We start from the raw sequence: 11,877 nt of genomic DNA, 5'->3' as shown, positions 1-11,877 counted from the left end.
GGCGACGTTGGATCCACGCCTGCGTGGATCCAGGGCGGTGCGGAGGGCTAGACCCTCCGCTCCATCTCCACGGCATCGATCCCGGCGCCGTGGCCATTGGAAACGATCCGCGTCACCTGGAAGCCCAGGCCAGCATAGAAGCCCTGGGTGTGCTGGCTGGTGCTGAGCGTGATGCGCTTGATCGAGGGATCCGCTTCGGCCTGGCGCAGGCGTGCCAGCGCCAGTTCCCGGCCCAGTCCATGCCGGTGCAGCGCGCGCTGTACCATGCCCCAGCAGAAACCGGCACTGCCGTCGCCGCGTCGCGACAGGCCGCCGCACGCCACGATGCTGCCATTTCGCTCGATGACCTGGAATGCACAGTCCATGGCCTGTTCTTGCAGGAAGCGCTCAAAGTCGCTGCGCTCTTCGGGCGCGAAGTAGGTGGGCACGTTGCTGTCGAAAATCGACAGGCAGGCGCTGGCATCGGCGGGGCGGTAGAGGCGGAGGTTCATGGAAAATGCCTTGGCGTTGCCCGGGCGCATTTCAACCGTCCAGACGTTGTCCTTCTCAAGGGGGTATCGCGCGACGAGGCCGCAGGAGCCGCCGAAGTGCTCCAAGGTACATGGAGCGGAGTCGATCTTCTCACGGATGATTTCGCCCACCTCGAATGACTGTGCGGAACACAGGCGCCTGCACCAGGCGGGTGCGTCAGTGGCGAGGCGCATGCGGCCGCGATGGCATGCAGCGGGGCGCGGCGGCTCTTGGGCTATGCTTTCGACACGTGGGACTGACCGCGCGGCAGGATCCGCCGGCCCCATTCGTCTTCCTGCCTGCAACGGAGCTGCCCAGCGATGCCCGACCCTTCTCTTTCCCGGACTGCCCAGGTCATGCGCGGTCTGCTGTTTGGCGCGGTGGGGCTGTTGATCCTTGCCGTGGCCGCCTTCGAAGTGACGCATCGCCTTGAGTTCCTGCAGATCGCGCAGGCCGTCGATGGCCAGGTCGAGCGCCTGAACGCGGGCGGATCACATCCGCAGATTGCGTTCACCACCGCGACCGGCCAACACGTCTCTTACCCGCAGGGTGGCATGATCTTCGGCTATGAGCCTGGACAGCCGGTACGCGTGCTGTACGATCCGGCGCAACCGCGCCTGGAGCCGGTCCTGGATACGTTCGGTGCGCTGTGGGGAATGACGGTCGTGTGGATGCTGCTGGGGCTGGCGTTCGTCGGCGTCTGCGTGCGGGGACTGCTCCGGCGCAGGTGACTCGCAGCGGATCGCGCGCTGTCGGCGGGCGAACCGTTGGACCTGCCCCTGGCGGCAGGGCCTGTTCAGTTCGGTAGTACCTGCCGCGCTTCCCGCCAGCCAAATAAAAAAGCCGCCCAGTGGGCGGCTTCTTCATTTATCTGGCGGAGAGAGGGGGATTGTCGGGTGCATCCCTGCACCCGATCCCGATCCCGATGCGCGTTGCGCCCCGGGACCAGCCTGCGGCTGTCCGGTTCTGCTCCTGCAGAACCGTCGAACCCCGGCGGGGCTTCTCACCACCCATCCCATCCGCCAGACAAACGCAAAAGGGCCACCCTGTGGGCGGCCCTTTTGCGTTTGTCTGGCGGAGAGAGGGGGATTCGAACCCCCGAAGCGCGGTTTAGACGCTTACACACTTTCCAGGCGTGCTCCTTCAACCACTCGGACACCTCTCCGGATCCCTGCCATCGGCAAACGCCTCAGCAGGGGCGCAGATTCTAGCGGGCTGCGCGGCACTTCACAAGCACCCCGGCCAGGAACCCGCGAAAGATGTGCCGGAGGCGAGGGGGGCTGGACAGGCATGGCACAATGGAACATCCGATGGAAAACGGTGGCCTGATGTCCTATCTCGTCCTTGCCCGCAAGTGGCGTCCAAAGCGTTTTGCCGAGCTGGTGGGCCAGGAACACGTGGTCCGTGCGCTCAGCAACGCGCTGGACAGCGGCCGGGTCCACCATGCGTTCCTGTTCACCGGCACCCGCGGCGTGGGCAAGACCACCATCGCGCGCATCTTCGCCAAGTCGCTGAACTGCGAACAGGGCACCAGTGCCGATCCCTGCGGCCAGTGTGCAGCCTGTCTGGATATCGACGCCGGCCGCTACATCGACCTGCTGGAAATCGACGCCGCGTCCAACACCGGCGTGGACGACGTGCGCGAGGTGATCGAGAACGCGCAGTACATGCCTTCGCGTGGCAAGTACAAGGTCTACCTGATCGACGAAGTGCACATGCTGTCCAAGGCGGCGTTCAACGCGCTGCTGAAGACGCTGGAAGAGCCGCCGGAGCACGTGAAGTTCCTGCTGGCCACCACCGATCCGCAGAAGCTGCCGGTCACCGTGCTCAGCCGCTGCCTGCAGTTCAACCTCAAGCGCCTGGACGAGGACCAGATCCAGGGCCAGATGACCCGCATCCTGGCGGCCGAGGAGATCGAGGCCGACGGCAGTGCCATCGTGCAGCTGGCCAAGGCCGCTGATGGCAGCCTGCGGGATGGCCTGTCGCTGCTGGACCAGGCGATTGCCTATGCCGGCGGCGCGCTGCGCGAGGACGTGGTGCGTACCATGCTGGGCACGGTCGACCGCACCCAGGTGGCGGCGATGCTCGATGCGCTGGCTGACGGCGATGGCCCGCGCCTGCTGCAGGTGGTGGCCGCGCTGGCCGAATTCTCGCCGGACTGGAGTGGCGTGCTGGAAGCGCTGGCCGAAGGCCTGCACCGCATCCAGGTGCAGCAGCTGGTACCGGGTGCGGCCGTTGCCGAAGGCCTGGATGCCGCCGCATTCGCCGAGCGCCTGCGCCCGGAAGTGGTGCAGCTCTGGTACCAGATGGCCTTGAACGGCCGTCGTGACCTGCCGATGGCGCCGAGCCCGCGCGCGGGCTTCGAGATGGCCGTGCTGCGCATGCTGGCGTTCCGCCCGGCCGCGGCGGTCCCGCCGGTGCCGAAGTCGGTGGAGGGGGCAGGCAATGCGCCGGGTGGCAATGCTGCCGGTGGTGGCACCGGTGCGGGTACCCACGAAGCGACGCCGGCGACTGCCGCCGCTTCGGCAAGCCCGGCCTTGGTGGCGCAGGTGGCTGCTCCGGTGCAGGCCGCGCCGCGCGAACCTGAACCCGAACCGGACCCGGCCCCGCAACCCGAACCGGACCCGACGCCGGAGCCCGAGCCGGTTCCGGTGGAAGAGCCGGTGTCACCGCCGCCGGTGAAGGCCGAAGCAGCGGCGCCGCCGTCCGTTGAAACAGAAGCGGGCGACGACCTGCCGCCGTGGGCCACCGACGAAGCCGAGGCACGTGACGAGGCGCTGGCGGCCGAGATGGCTGGGCCGGAAGCTGCCATGGTGGCGCCCTGGCATGAGCCGCCGGCTCCCGTCGCGGCTCCCAGCGAGCCTGCACCGCCCGCACGCCCGTTCCGCACGGAAGGCATTGCCATCGCGCCGGTCGAGCCGGCGCCAGTGCAGGAGAACGCGCCGCTGGAAGGTGTCAGCGACCTGGCCAGCGCCGAGGACTGGCTGGATCTGGTCGCCAACAGTGGCCTGAGCGGCCCGTCGCGGCAGCTGGCCGCCAACGCCGCCTTCATCAGTTGCCAGCACGGGACCTTGAAACTGGGCCTTTCGCCCGGATTTGAATACCTGCGCTCGGAGCGCGCGCTGGCCGCCCTGGGCGAGATGCTGGAGAAGGCCCTCGGCCAGGCGCCGAAGATCGTGGTCGAGACCGTGGAAACCGAACACGTTCCGGCCGAGACCCTGCACCAGCGTGCCGACCGCCAGCGTAGTGAGCGGCAGCAGGTGGCAGAGGCCGTTTTCATGGACGACCCGGAAGTGCAGGTGCTGATCCAACAGCACGGTGCCCGGGTTGTTTCCGATTCCATCCGTTCTTTTGACGAGTAAGACACCATGCGCGGAAACATCGCACAACTGATGCAGCAGGCCCAGAAAATGCAGGAAAACCTGCAGAAGGCCCAGGAAGAAATCGCCAAGATCGAAGTGACCGGCAGCGCCGGCGGCGGCATGGTCAGCGTGACCCTGACCGGTGCCAAGGAATGCCGCAAGGTGCGCATCGACCCGTCGCTGACCAGCGACCCGGAGATGCTGGAAGACCTGATCGCCGCCGCCTTCAATGATGCCTCGAACAAGATCGATGCCGAGTCGAAGTCGAAGATGGGGTCGGCCACCGCCGGCATGCAGCTGCCGCCGGGCATGAAGCTGCCGTTCTGATTTCCCAGGGGGCGCCTGCCGCTGCAGGTGCCCGCTCCAACCCTCGGTCGAGCATGGCTCGACTCTACAGACAGCTGTCGAGCGTGCTCGACGCCATGAAAGCATGCCGCCGTGTCCGCACCCCTGCTTGAACAATTGATCGACGCATTGCGGGTGCTGCCTGGCGTCGGCCAGAAGACTGCACAGCGCATGGCCTATCACCTGCTCGAGCGCGAGCGCGAAGGTGGCCAGCGTCTGGCCGAGACACTGGCATTGGCGGTGGAGCGAATCGGCCACTGCGTGCAGTGCCGCGATTTCAGCGAAACTGAGCTGTGCCCGACCTGTGCCAACGGCAGCCGCGAGCGCAGCCAGCTGTGCGTGGTCGAATCGCCGGCCGACCGCCTGGCCATCGAGAACGCCACCGGCTTCCGCGGTGTCTACTTCGTGCTGCAGGGGCGGCTGTCGCCGCTCGATGGCATCGGCCCGCGCGAGCTGGGCCTGGAGCAATTGGAGCGACGGTTGGCCGAAGGCGAGGTGCAGGAGCTGATCATCGCCACCAGCGCCACTGTCGAGGGCGAGGCCACCGCGCACTACCTGGCGCAGCTGGCGCGCGCACGCAAGGTGCAGCCGAGCCGTTTGGCGCAGGGCCTGCCACTTGGCGGTGAACTCGAATACGTCGATCGCGGCACGCTCTCGCACGCGTTCGGAACGCGCAGCGAATTCCGCGATTGAATGCCGGCCGGGCATCCCCCGGCGCGGCCGGCCTACAATGCGGATGACATCCCCGCCGAGGCCGACCATGAGCAACGAAACCCTCTTCAGCAAGATCATCCGTCGCGAGATCCCGGCCACCATCGTCTACGAGGATGACGAGGTGCTGGGCTTCAAGGACATCGCACCGCAGGCACCGGTGCACGTGCTGTTCATTCCGAAGAACGAGATCATTCCGACCCTGGATGACCTGCAGCCGTCGCAGGCGCACCTGATCGGCAAGCTGGCGCTGGCTGCCGCCGAGTACGCGCGCCGCGAGGGCTTCGCACAGGACGGCTACCGCATCGTGATGAACTGCCGCGAGCATGCCGGGCAGACCGTGTTCCATATCCACATGCACCTGCTGGCCGGTGCGCCGCTGGGGCATTTCGGTGCGCCTGGGCGTTGAAGCCCCTGTCCACGCCATGCGCGGATGAAAAAGGCCGCCCGAGGGCGGCCTTTTCCGTCATGCCTGTGCGGTGACGATCACCACCAGCCCCAGCGACCATAGCCGCCCCAGTACGGACCATACGGGCCCGGGCCCCACGGGCCATAGGGGTAGGGCACCACGTCGACCTGGCGCTGTTCCGGCCACAGGTAGATCACATCGGCCGACAGCTTGGGCAGGCGGTAGTCGTACTCGCCGATGCGGGTGTTCTGGTAGCCGTCGATCTTGCCGATGAAAGTCACGTCACGACCGGCTTCGAACACGGCCGGGTCGTAGAAGCCGGCACGGCAGGCGATGAAGCGGCCGTCGCTGGCGTCGGACGAGGTGGTGTTCGGACGGCCACTGCCATTGAGCGGGCGCGAGATGATCTGGAAGCAGGTCTCGCCCTGGCCGGGCTTGGTTTCGATGATGCGACCGCCCCAACGGACCGGCGTGCCGACCTGCTGGGTAGCGACCGAGTCGCGCGGGGAGACCAGGCTGAACTGTCCCTGCAGCGGCTTGGGGGCCGTGGCGCAGGCCGACAGGGCCAGCGTGGCCACAGCGGTGAGAAGGAACTTGGTGTTCATGGGGAGGCTCCGGAAGTCGGGCGATGCCTGCGCAGGTCCCGCAATAATGAAGCGAGGTCGGTGCAAGTTCCAGCGTAGCGCGCGTCGGCGAAACGCTGGCTGAGTGCGAGCAGGGCCGGGTCAGGGCGCTGCCGGTGCACCCGCTGGGCCCAGTCCTGTGCGGTTTCGTGCGGTTCACGGGCCAGGCCGAGGCGGGCGTAGCGCCGTCCGAGCCGGTGCCAGGCGCGCAGCAGCGGGTCGCGTTCGCGCTCGCCACGGGCCAGCAGCCAGGCCATCCACGCCAAGGCCAGCATCGTTGCCACCACGAAGCCAGCGACAAGTTGCGTGGGGCCCAGATCATCCAGCCCGAACGGCGTGAGCAGTTGCTGCTGGCGGCGTGCATCGAACGAGAGCACCAGGTCGTTCCAGCCGCGGCGCAGCCAGTCGCCCATCTGCCCCAGCTGCTGCCAGCGTTGCTGCAGTGGCGTGTCCGTACCGGCCTGCAGGCGGTCGTCCAGTGTGTCCAGGATGCGTTCCGGTGCCACGGCTGCGGTCGGGTCAACCCGTACCCAGCCGCGCTGCGGCAGCCATACCTCGGCCCAGGCATGGGCGTCCATCCGCCGCACGATCCAGTAGTCGCCAAGGCGGTTGTAGGTGCCACCGGCAAAGCCGGTCACCACCCGTGCCGGGACGCCGGCATTGCGCATCAACACCACGAAGGCCGAGCTGAAGTGTTCACAGAAGCCGGCCTTGTAGCCGAACAGGAACTCGTCGATCGGGTCGCGCCCTGCCGCAGGGGTGTCCAGCGTGTACGAGAAGTCGGTGGTGATCCACTGCAGCGCGCGGCGCACGATGGCCTCGTCATCGCTGCCAGCCTGCTGCCGCCATTGCTGCGCCAACGTGGCGGTGCGCGGGTTGAAGCCACTGGGCAACTGCAGCGCGGCCCGTCGCAGATAGGGTGACAGCGTGCTGTCGAAGCGTTGTGGTGGCGCCGAATGCAACCGCCAGCGGCTCAGCGACGCCAGTGACCGCTCGCTGCTCAGGCTCATGTCCGCATCCAGCGTGCTGCCTGCAGGCGCGCGGCTGGGCAGGTCCAGTGCCACCAGCTGGCGGCGGTCGGTGGGTTCGTAGTCGATCTGGTAGTCCCAGCCCTGCGTGCCGGCCTCGACCACGGCCGCCGGCCGTCGCTCGCTGGCGCGGTCACGTGTCCAGCGCCGGCCATCGAAGGCGGTCAGTACCGGTCCTCGCCAGTAGCGTTGCATCGGCTCGGGTACCGCGCCGAAGAACTGCACGCGCAGCGCCGGGGCATCGTCGGCCATCAGGTCCAGCCACTGGCCGGGCTCCATGCTGTCGGACAACCCCGGCGTACCCACGGCGCGCTCGGGAACACCCCACAGTGGCGTGGCCAGGCGCGGGAACAGCCAGAAGCAGGCCAATGCCAGCGGCAGGCCGATCGCCAGCAGGCGGCCAACGCCGCGCAGCTGCCCTCGCAAGGGCAGCGGCGCGGCGTGGCCTTCATCCCCGGCCAGCCGTTGCAGGGCGAGCAGCGCGCTGATCCCCGCCAGTGCGGCCAACACCGTGGTCAGTGGTCCTTGGTCGAGCAGGAACGCCGCAAACGGGGAAAACAGCGCGAACCCGAGCAGGCTGCGGGCATCGCGCCGGCTGCGCAGTTCGCTGGACTTGATCGCCAGCATCGCTGCCAGCAGGGCGCAACCGGTATCGCGCCCAGGTCGGACCATCCCCATCTGCCAGGCGATGGCACCGAGCATGGCCAGCACCAGCAGCAGGCGCACCGGCATGGGCAGCACCTTCCGCCACGACAGGACCGCAGTCACGAGCGCTGCGGCCGCGATCACGCCCGCCAGCAGGGGCGGCAACTGCAGCAGCAACGGCAACAGCGCCAACGCCGCGCTGGCCAGGGTCCAGTTGCGGGCATTGCGGTCGAGCGCGGGCGTGGTCTCAGTCATGCGGCATCAATGCCAGTGCACGCAGGCACAGGTGGTGGTGGCTGGCGCCCTGGCCTGGCCCGAACGGCGGGTGTGCAGGCAGCAGCAGGGTGTAGCGGCGGCCTTCGCGCTCGGCCATGTCGACCCATCGCGCCAAACGCGCGATGCGTGCTTCATGGCCCAGCGGGGACAGCGTGCGCCAATCGAGGATGACTTCGATGCCAACCGGCTTTTCGTACTCGCGCACCAGCAGGCTGTCGCGGCGTGCCGAGTGCTTCCACGAAATGCTGCGTGGCGCATCGCCCGCACGATAGGGCCGTAGCTGATGCAGTTCCTCGCCACTGGCATGGGCGCGCGTGTGCAGCGGATCGTTGCCGCTTTCCGGCAGTGCAGGGGCCAGCGCCTCGGGTTGCGGATAGACCAGCAGCGGTTGTTCCGGCCACACCCACGACCATGCCCGCACCAGGCCCAGTGGCTGGGTGGTGGAGAGGCGGATGCGCGGGAGCTCCAGCCAGCCGCGGCGTTCGCTGGGAACGTGCAGCTCCACTTCACCGCGGCCGTGTGCAGGCAGCGAGGTCCAGGCTTCGCTGTCACCCAGCTGCAGGTGCAGGCCGTGGCGTGCGCGCGGATCACGCAGTGACAGGTCCACGCGCAGGCGCAGTGGTTGCCCGGCAGGAACCGGCTCGGCGGAGATCGCGTCGATCTGTACGCCGGACAGCTGCAGGTGCGCGGCGATGGCGCTGGCGATCGCCGCTGCCGCCAGCAGCAGGGCCAGCAGCAACGCCGGGTTGTTGTTGTAGTTCAGTGCGCCCAGCAGCATTGCCGCCAGCAGCGCGGCGACGAACAGGCCGAAACGGGTGGGCAGCACGTAGATGCGATGGCGGTCCAGGCGCTGCGGCAGTGCTTCAGGCCTGCGCGGGCGTGCCAGCAGTTGCAGTCGTGCCCAGCGCGTGGCCACCCTCAATCCACCGCAACGGTCTGCAGGATGGCCCGTGCCAGTGCCGGCCCCGAGCTGGACTCGGCTTCGGCCACGAGGCGATGACCGGCCACCGCCACGAACAGGGTCTGCACGTCCTCGGGCACCACGTGGCCGCGGCCCAGCAGAAGTGCATGCGCCCTGGCCGCGCGCAGCAGCGCAAGGCCGGCACGCGGTGACAGGCCCACGCGCACGCCGGCGTGCTGGCGGCTGCGGGTCAGCAGGGCCTGCACGTAGTCGACCAGTGCATCGCTGGCATGGACCTGGCTGACGGCTTCACGCAGCGCGCGTACCTGGGTGTCATCCAGCTTCGGTACGGCACGTGCGATCAGGTCGCGGCGGTCTGTACCACGCAGCAGTTCGCGTTCGGCCTGCGCACTGGGGTAGCCCATCGCCAGGCGCAGCAGGAAACGATCCAGCTGCGAATCCGGCAGCGGGAAGGTACCGGACAGGTCCACCGGGTTCTGCGTGGCGATCACGAAGAACGGATCGGGCAGGGGATGGGTCTGCCCATCCAGGGTGACCTGCTGTTCGGCCATCGCCTCCAGCAGCGCGCTCTGCGTGCGCGGCGGCGCACGGTTGATCTCATCGGCCAGCAGCACGTGGGTGAACACCGGCCCCGGGTGGAACTGGAACTGGCGGCTGCCGGCCTCGTATACCGAAACGCCCAGTACATCGGCGGGCAGCAGGTCGGAGGTGAACTGCACGCGCTGGAAACTGAGGCCCAGGCTGCTGGCCAACGCATGCGCCAGCGTGGTCTTGCCCAGGCCGGGCAGATCCTCGATCAGCAGATGGCCACCGGAAAGCAGGGCGACGAAAGCCAGCCTGACTTCCGGCACCTTGCCCAGCACCAGTGCGTTTACCTGATCCTGTGCCTCCCGCAGGGCCTGGCGCAGTTGATCGGTTAGCATGCTGGGATTGGGGGACGAGGCTGGCATGATCGTCTCAGGTCTGGAATCCATTCGATTATCCATAGAGCAATGCAGGGCGAACAGCGCGCGCGGACAATATTTCTCTGGTTATGGACGCTGGTCACAGCGGCCAAGCTGGTAGTGGCTGCGCGGCTACCACTGTTTGTTGACGAGGCGTTCTATTGGCAGGAAGGCCAGCATCTGGCCGCTGCGTATTCGGACCTTCCCGGACTGACCGCGTGGTTGGCGCGCCTGGGTGTGGAGATCGGTGGCCACCATGTGCTCGCGTTGCGCCTGCCGTTCCTGGCCATCGGCGCGCTGCTGCCGTTGCTGGTGGTGCGCACGGCCACGCGCTGGTTCGGCAATGTGGCCGGTTGGCAAGCGGGCAGCCTCACGCTGTTGATGCCGTTGTCGGCGACGCTGGGCCTGCTGGCGGTGCCGGATGTGCCCATGGCACTGGCCGCGGTGATCTGCCTGCACGCCGGTGCGCGGCTGCTGCACAACGTTGATGCATCGTCGGCGATGAAGCTTGCGCTGGGCCTGTCGATCGGTGCGCTCAGTCACTACCGTTTCATCGGTGTCATCGGCGTTGGCTTCATCGCGTTGCTGGCGCTGCCGCAGGGGCGGCGCATGCTGGCCGATCCGCGCGTATGGGTCGCGCTGGCGGTGGGCGTGCTGGCGTGGCTGCCGTTGCTGGCATGGAACGCGGACAACCACGACGCCGGCCTGAAGTTCCAGGTGGTCGAGCGCCATCCCTGGACGTTCGAATGGAACGGGCTGTGGTTCCTGGTGATCCAGCCCATGCTGGTCACCCCGATCCTGTGCATGGCGATGTGGAAGGTGGCGCTGGCCGGTACCCGCAGGGGCGGCGGCACGCGCGTGCAGTGGCGCTACTTCGGCCTGGTCGGGGGCGTATCCACGCTGGGCATCTTCCTGCTGGGCTTCTTCACCGACGTCGAGCGGATCAGTTTCCATTGGCCGCTGCCGGGCTACCTGGCCCTGCTGGTGGCGGTGCCGGTGGTGCTCAACGGCTGGCCACGCTGGCTGCGGCGCACCGGCTGGTGGCTGGCGGGCGCAGGCATGGTGCTGGCGTTCGGCTATTACCTGATGGCCTCCACGCCTGCGTTGCGCGAGCAGCTGGCAGGCAGCAAGTACTACCCGCGCAATTTCGCTGGCTGGCAGCCGTTGGCGATGGCGGTGCGCGAAGAGTTGCAGCACATGCCGGCGGGCACGCGGGTGCTGGCGGGGAACTTCAAGGTGGGGGCCGAGCTGGGCTTCCAGCTCGGCAATGGCGATATCGAAGTGCTGCCGCATCCGCTCAACGACAAGCATGGGCGCACCGCGCAGCTGGCGCAGTGGGAACTGCTGCATGAGGGCAAGCGCTCGACGCCGATGCTGCTGGTGCTTTCACCCAGCGACCAGCGTTACCGCGATCTGCTGGCGCGCTATCACGCCATCTGCGGACAGGTGGGGCCGTTGCCGGCGCCGCGGGTGGTCAGCAGTGACCATGGCTTCCAGCGTTTCCTGCTGTTCCGGCTGCCGGCGCAGCGCGCGTCCGGGGCGTGCGTGACTCCGGCAATGGCGTGGCTGGATACGCCTTCCAACGGCGAAAAGGTGTCTGGCACGCTGGCGATCAAGGGATGGGCGTTCAAGGATGGTGTCGGCCTGGCACGGGTTGAGGTGCTGGTCGATGGCCGCTCGATGGGGGATGCGCGCTATGGCCGCGCATTCGACGTGCGCCAGACCTGGCCGGACAGCACCGATCCGCAGCATCCTGCGGTGGGCTTCGATGCTTCATTGGACACGAGCACGCTGGCGCCGGGACGGCATTGGCTGGGCCTGCGCCTGCACGGTCGCGATGGCAGCGTAGAGGAATGGCAGGAGCAGCCGTTCGAGGTTCGCGGGCGCTGAGGCGGAGCGCGGTCCAGGTGGTCGCGCGCCAGGTTGGTTGCGTGCTCCAGGTTGGTCGGGTGCTCCACGTTGGTAGAGTCGACTGTTAGTTGTGATCTCTCTGTACGTTGTTCATCCGGGACATCTTTGGAAAATGGTGGTTACCACACCTCTCCAGACCCCAAAGAGCCCGGATGAACCACCATAAAAATGCCCGTTTGACCGTCCATAGT

At 67.6% G+C, this 11,877-nt stretch carries 11 protein-coding genes and 1 tRNA gene; 6 read left to right on the top strand and 6 right to left on the bottom strand.

The window, feature by feature from the left end; translation table 11 throughout:
- Positions 1-47: 47 nt before the first annotated feature.
- Positions 48-491, bottom strand: coding sequence for a GNAT family N-acetyltransferase (locus tag AC5P5R_RS13840; RefSeq protein ID WP_100438903.1), 444 nt, complete (start codon positions 489-491; stop codon positions 48-50).
- Positions 492-830: 339 nt separating this feature from the next.
- Here AC5P5R_RS13840 and AC5P5R_RS13835 point away from each other — a divergent pair, with 339 nt between their 5' ends.
- Positions 831-1,241, top strand: a complete 411-nt coding sequence (locus AC5P5R_RS13835) for a DUF3592 domain-containing protein (protein ID WP_024956127.1) — start codon at positions 831-833, stop codon at positions 1,239-1,241.
- 341 nt (positions 1,242-1,582) lie between these two features.
- Here AC5P5R_RS13835 and AC5P5R_RS13830 read toward each other — a convergent pair.
- Positions 1,583-1,675, bottom strand: a tRNA-Ser gene (locus AC5P5R_RS13830).
- Between the two features lie 145 nt (positions 1,676-1,820).
- Here AC5P5R_RS13830 and dnaX point away from each other — a divergent pair.
- The 4 genes from dnaX (at position 1,821) to AC5P5R_RS13810 (ending at position 5,337) form a co-directional block, all read left to right on the top strand.
- Positions 1,821-3,872, top strand: coding sequence for a DNA polymerase III subunit gamma/tau (dnaX, locus tag AC5P5R_RS13825; protein WP_049397088.1), 2,052 nt, complete (start codon positions 1,821-1,823; stop codon positions 3,870-3,872).
- A gap of 6 nt (positions 3,873-3,878) precedes the next feature.
- A complete protein-coding gene (locus tag AC5P5R_RS13820) occupies positions 3,879-4,199 on the top strand; it encodes a YbaB/EbfC family nucleoid-associated protein (RefSeq protein WP_005408298.1) in 321 nt (106 codons plus the stop codon).
- Between the two features lie 111 nt (positions 4,200-4,310).
- Positions 4,311-4,910: a recombination mediator RecR gene (gene recR, locus AC5P5R_RS13815; RefSeq protein WP_005408299.1), complete on the top strand. Its 600-nt coding sequence runs from the start codon at positions 4,311-4,313 to the stop codon at positions 4,908-4,910.
- A gap of 67 nt (positions 4,911-4,977) precedes the next feature.
- Positions 4,978-5,337, top strand: a complete 360-nt coding sequence (locus tag AC5P5R_RS13810) for a histidine triad nucleotide-binding protein (RefSeq protein ID WP_005408300.1) — start codon at positions 4,978-4,980, stop codon at positions 5,335-5,337.
- 77 nt (positions 5,338-5,414) lie between these two features.
- On the opposite strand, the gene AC5P5R_RS13805 is transcribed toward AC5P5R_RS13810, so the two are convergent.
- Genes AC5P5R_RS13805 through AC5P5R_RS13790 form a run of 4 tightly spaced genes read right to left on the bottom strand, consistent with a single transcriptional unit; the run spans position 5,415 to position 9,781 of the window.
- Positions 5,415-5,942, bottom strand: a complete 528-nt coding sequence (locus tag AC5P5R_RS13805) for a Slp family lipoprotein (protein WP_005408301.1) — start codon at positions 5,940-5,942, stop codon at positions 5,415-5,417.
- Complete coding sequence (locus AC5P5R_RS13800) at positions 5,939-7,888, bottom strand: transglutaminase TgpA family protein (protein ID WP_012479283.1); 1,950 nt, start codon at positions 7,886-7,888, stop codon at positions 5,939-5,941. Before AC5P5R_RS13800 ends, AC5P5R_RS13805 begins: the two co-directional genes overlap by 4 nt.
- The gene (locus AC5P5R_RS13795; protein WP_043033683.1) at positions 7,881-8,825 is read right to left on the bottom strand and encodes a DUF58 domain-containing protein; all 945 of its coding nucleotides are present in this window, start codon (positions 8,823-8,825) and stop codon (positions 7,881-7,883) included. The genes AC5P5R_RS13800 and AC5P5R_RS13795 overlap by 8 nt, the downstream gene beginning before the upstream one ends.
- Before the next feature lie 2 nt (positions 8,826-8,827).
- Positions 8,828-9,781 (bottom strand): AAA family ATPase, encoded by a 954-nt coding sequence (locus tag AC5P5R_RS13790; protein WP_005408304.1) that lies wholly within the window; start codon positions 9,779-9,781, stop codon positions 8,828-8,830.
- A gap of 42 nt (positions 9,782-9,823) precedes the next feature.
- Between AC5P5R_RS13790 and AC5P5R_RS13785 the strand changes: the two genes are divergently transcribed.
- Positions 9,824-11,665 (top strand): glycosyltransferase family 39 protein, encoded by a 1,842-nt coding sequence (locus AC5P5R_RS13785; RefSeq protein ID WP_164281603.1) that lies wholly within the window; start codon positions 9,824-9,826, stop codon positions 11,663-11,665.
- Positions 11,666-11,877 lie beyond the last annotated feature (212 nt).

Source organism: Stenotrophomonas sp. YJH_SMC_19, from assembly GCF_059367915.1.
This window is presented reverse-complemented; position numbering and strand designations above follow the sequence as displayed.

Excerpts from the sequence above, each read along its gene's own strand:
- AC5P5R_RS13840 (WP_100438903.1), bottom strand. The coding sequence starts at position 491 with ATGAACCTCCGCCTCTACCGCCCCGCCGATGCCAGCGCCTGCCTGTCG.
- AC5P5R_RS13835 (WP_024956127.1), top strand. The coding sequence starts at position 831 with ATGCCCGACCCTTCTCTTTCCCGGACTGCCCAGGTCATGCGCGGTCTG.
- dnaX (WP_049397088.1), top strand. The coding sequence starts at position 1,821 with ATGGAAAACGGTGGCCTGATGTCCTATCTCGTCCTTGCCCGCAAGTGG.
- AC5P5R_RS13820 (WP_005408298.1), top strand. The coding sequence starts at position 3,879 with ATGCGCGGAAACATCGCACAACTGATGCAGCAGGCCCAGAAAATGCAG.
- AC5P5R_RS13810 (WP_005408300.1), top strand. The coding sequence starts at position 4,978 with ATGAGCAACGAAACCCTCTTCAGCAAGATCATCCGTCGCGAGATCCCG.
- AC5P5R_RS13805 (WP_005408301.1), bottom strand. The coding sequence starts at position 5,942 with ATGAACACCAAGTTCCTTCTCACCGCTGTGGCCACGCTGGCCCTGTCG.
- AC5P5R_RS13800 (WP_012479283.1), bottom strand. The coding sequence starts at position 7,888 with ATGACTGAGACCACGCCCGCGCTCGACCGCAATGCCCGCAACTGGACC.
- AC5P5R_RS13790 (WP_005408304.1), bottom strand. The coding sequence starts at position 9,781 with ATGCCAGCCTCGTCCCCCAATCCCAGCATGCTAACCGATCAACTGCGC.
- AC5P5R_RS13785 (WP_164281603.1), top strand. The coding sequence starts at position 9,824 with ATGCAGGGCGAACAGCGCGCGCGGACAATATTTCTCTGGTTATGGACG.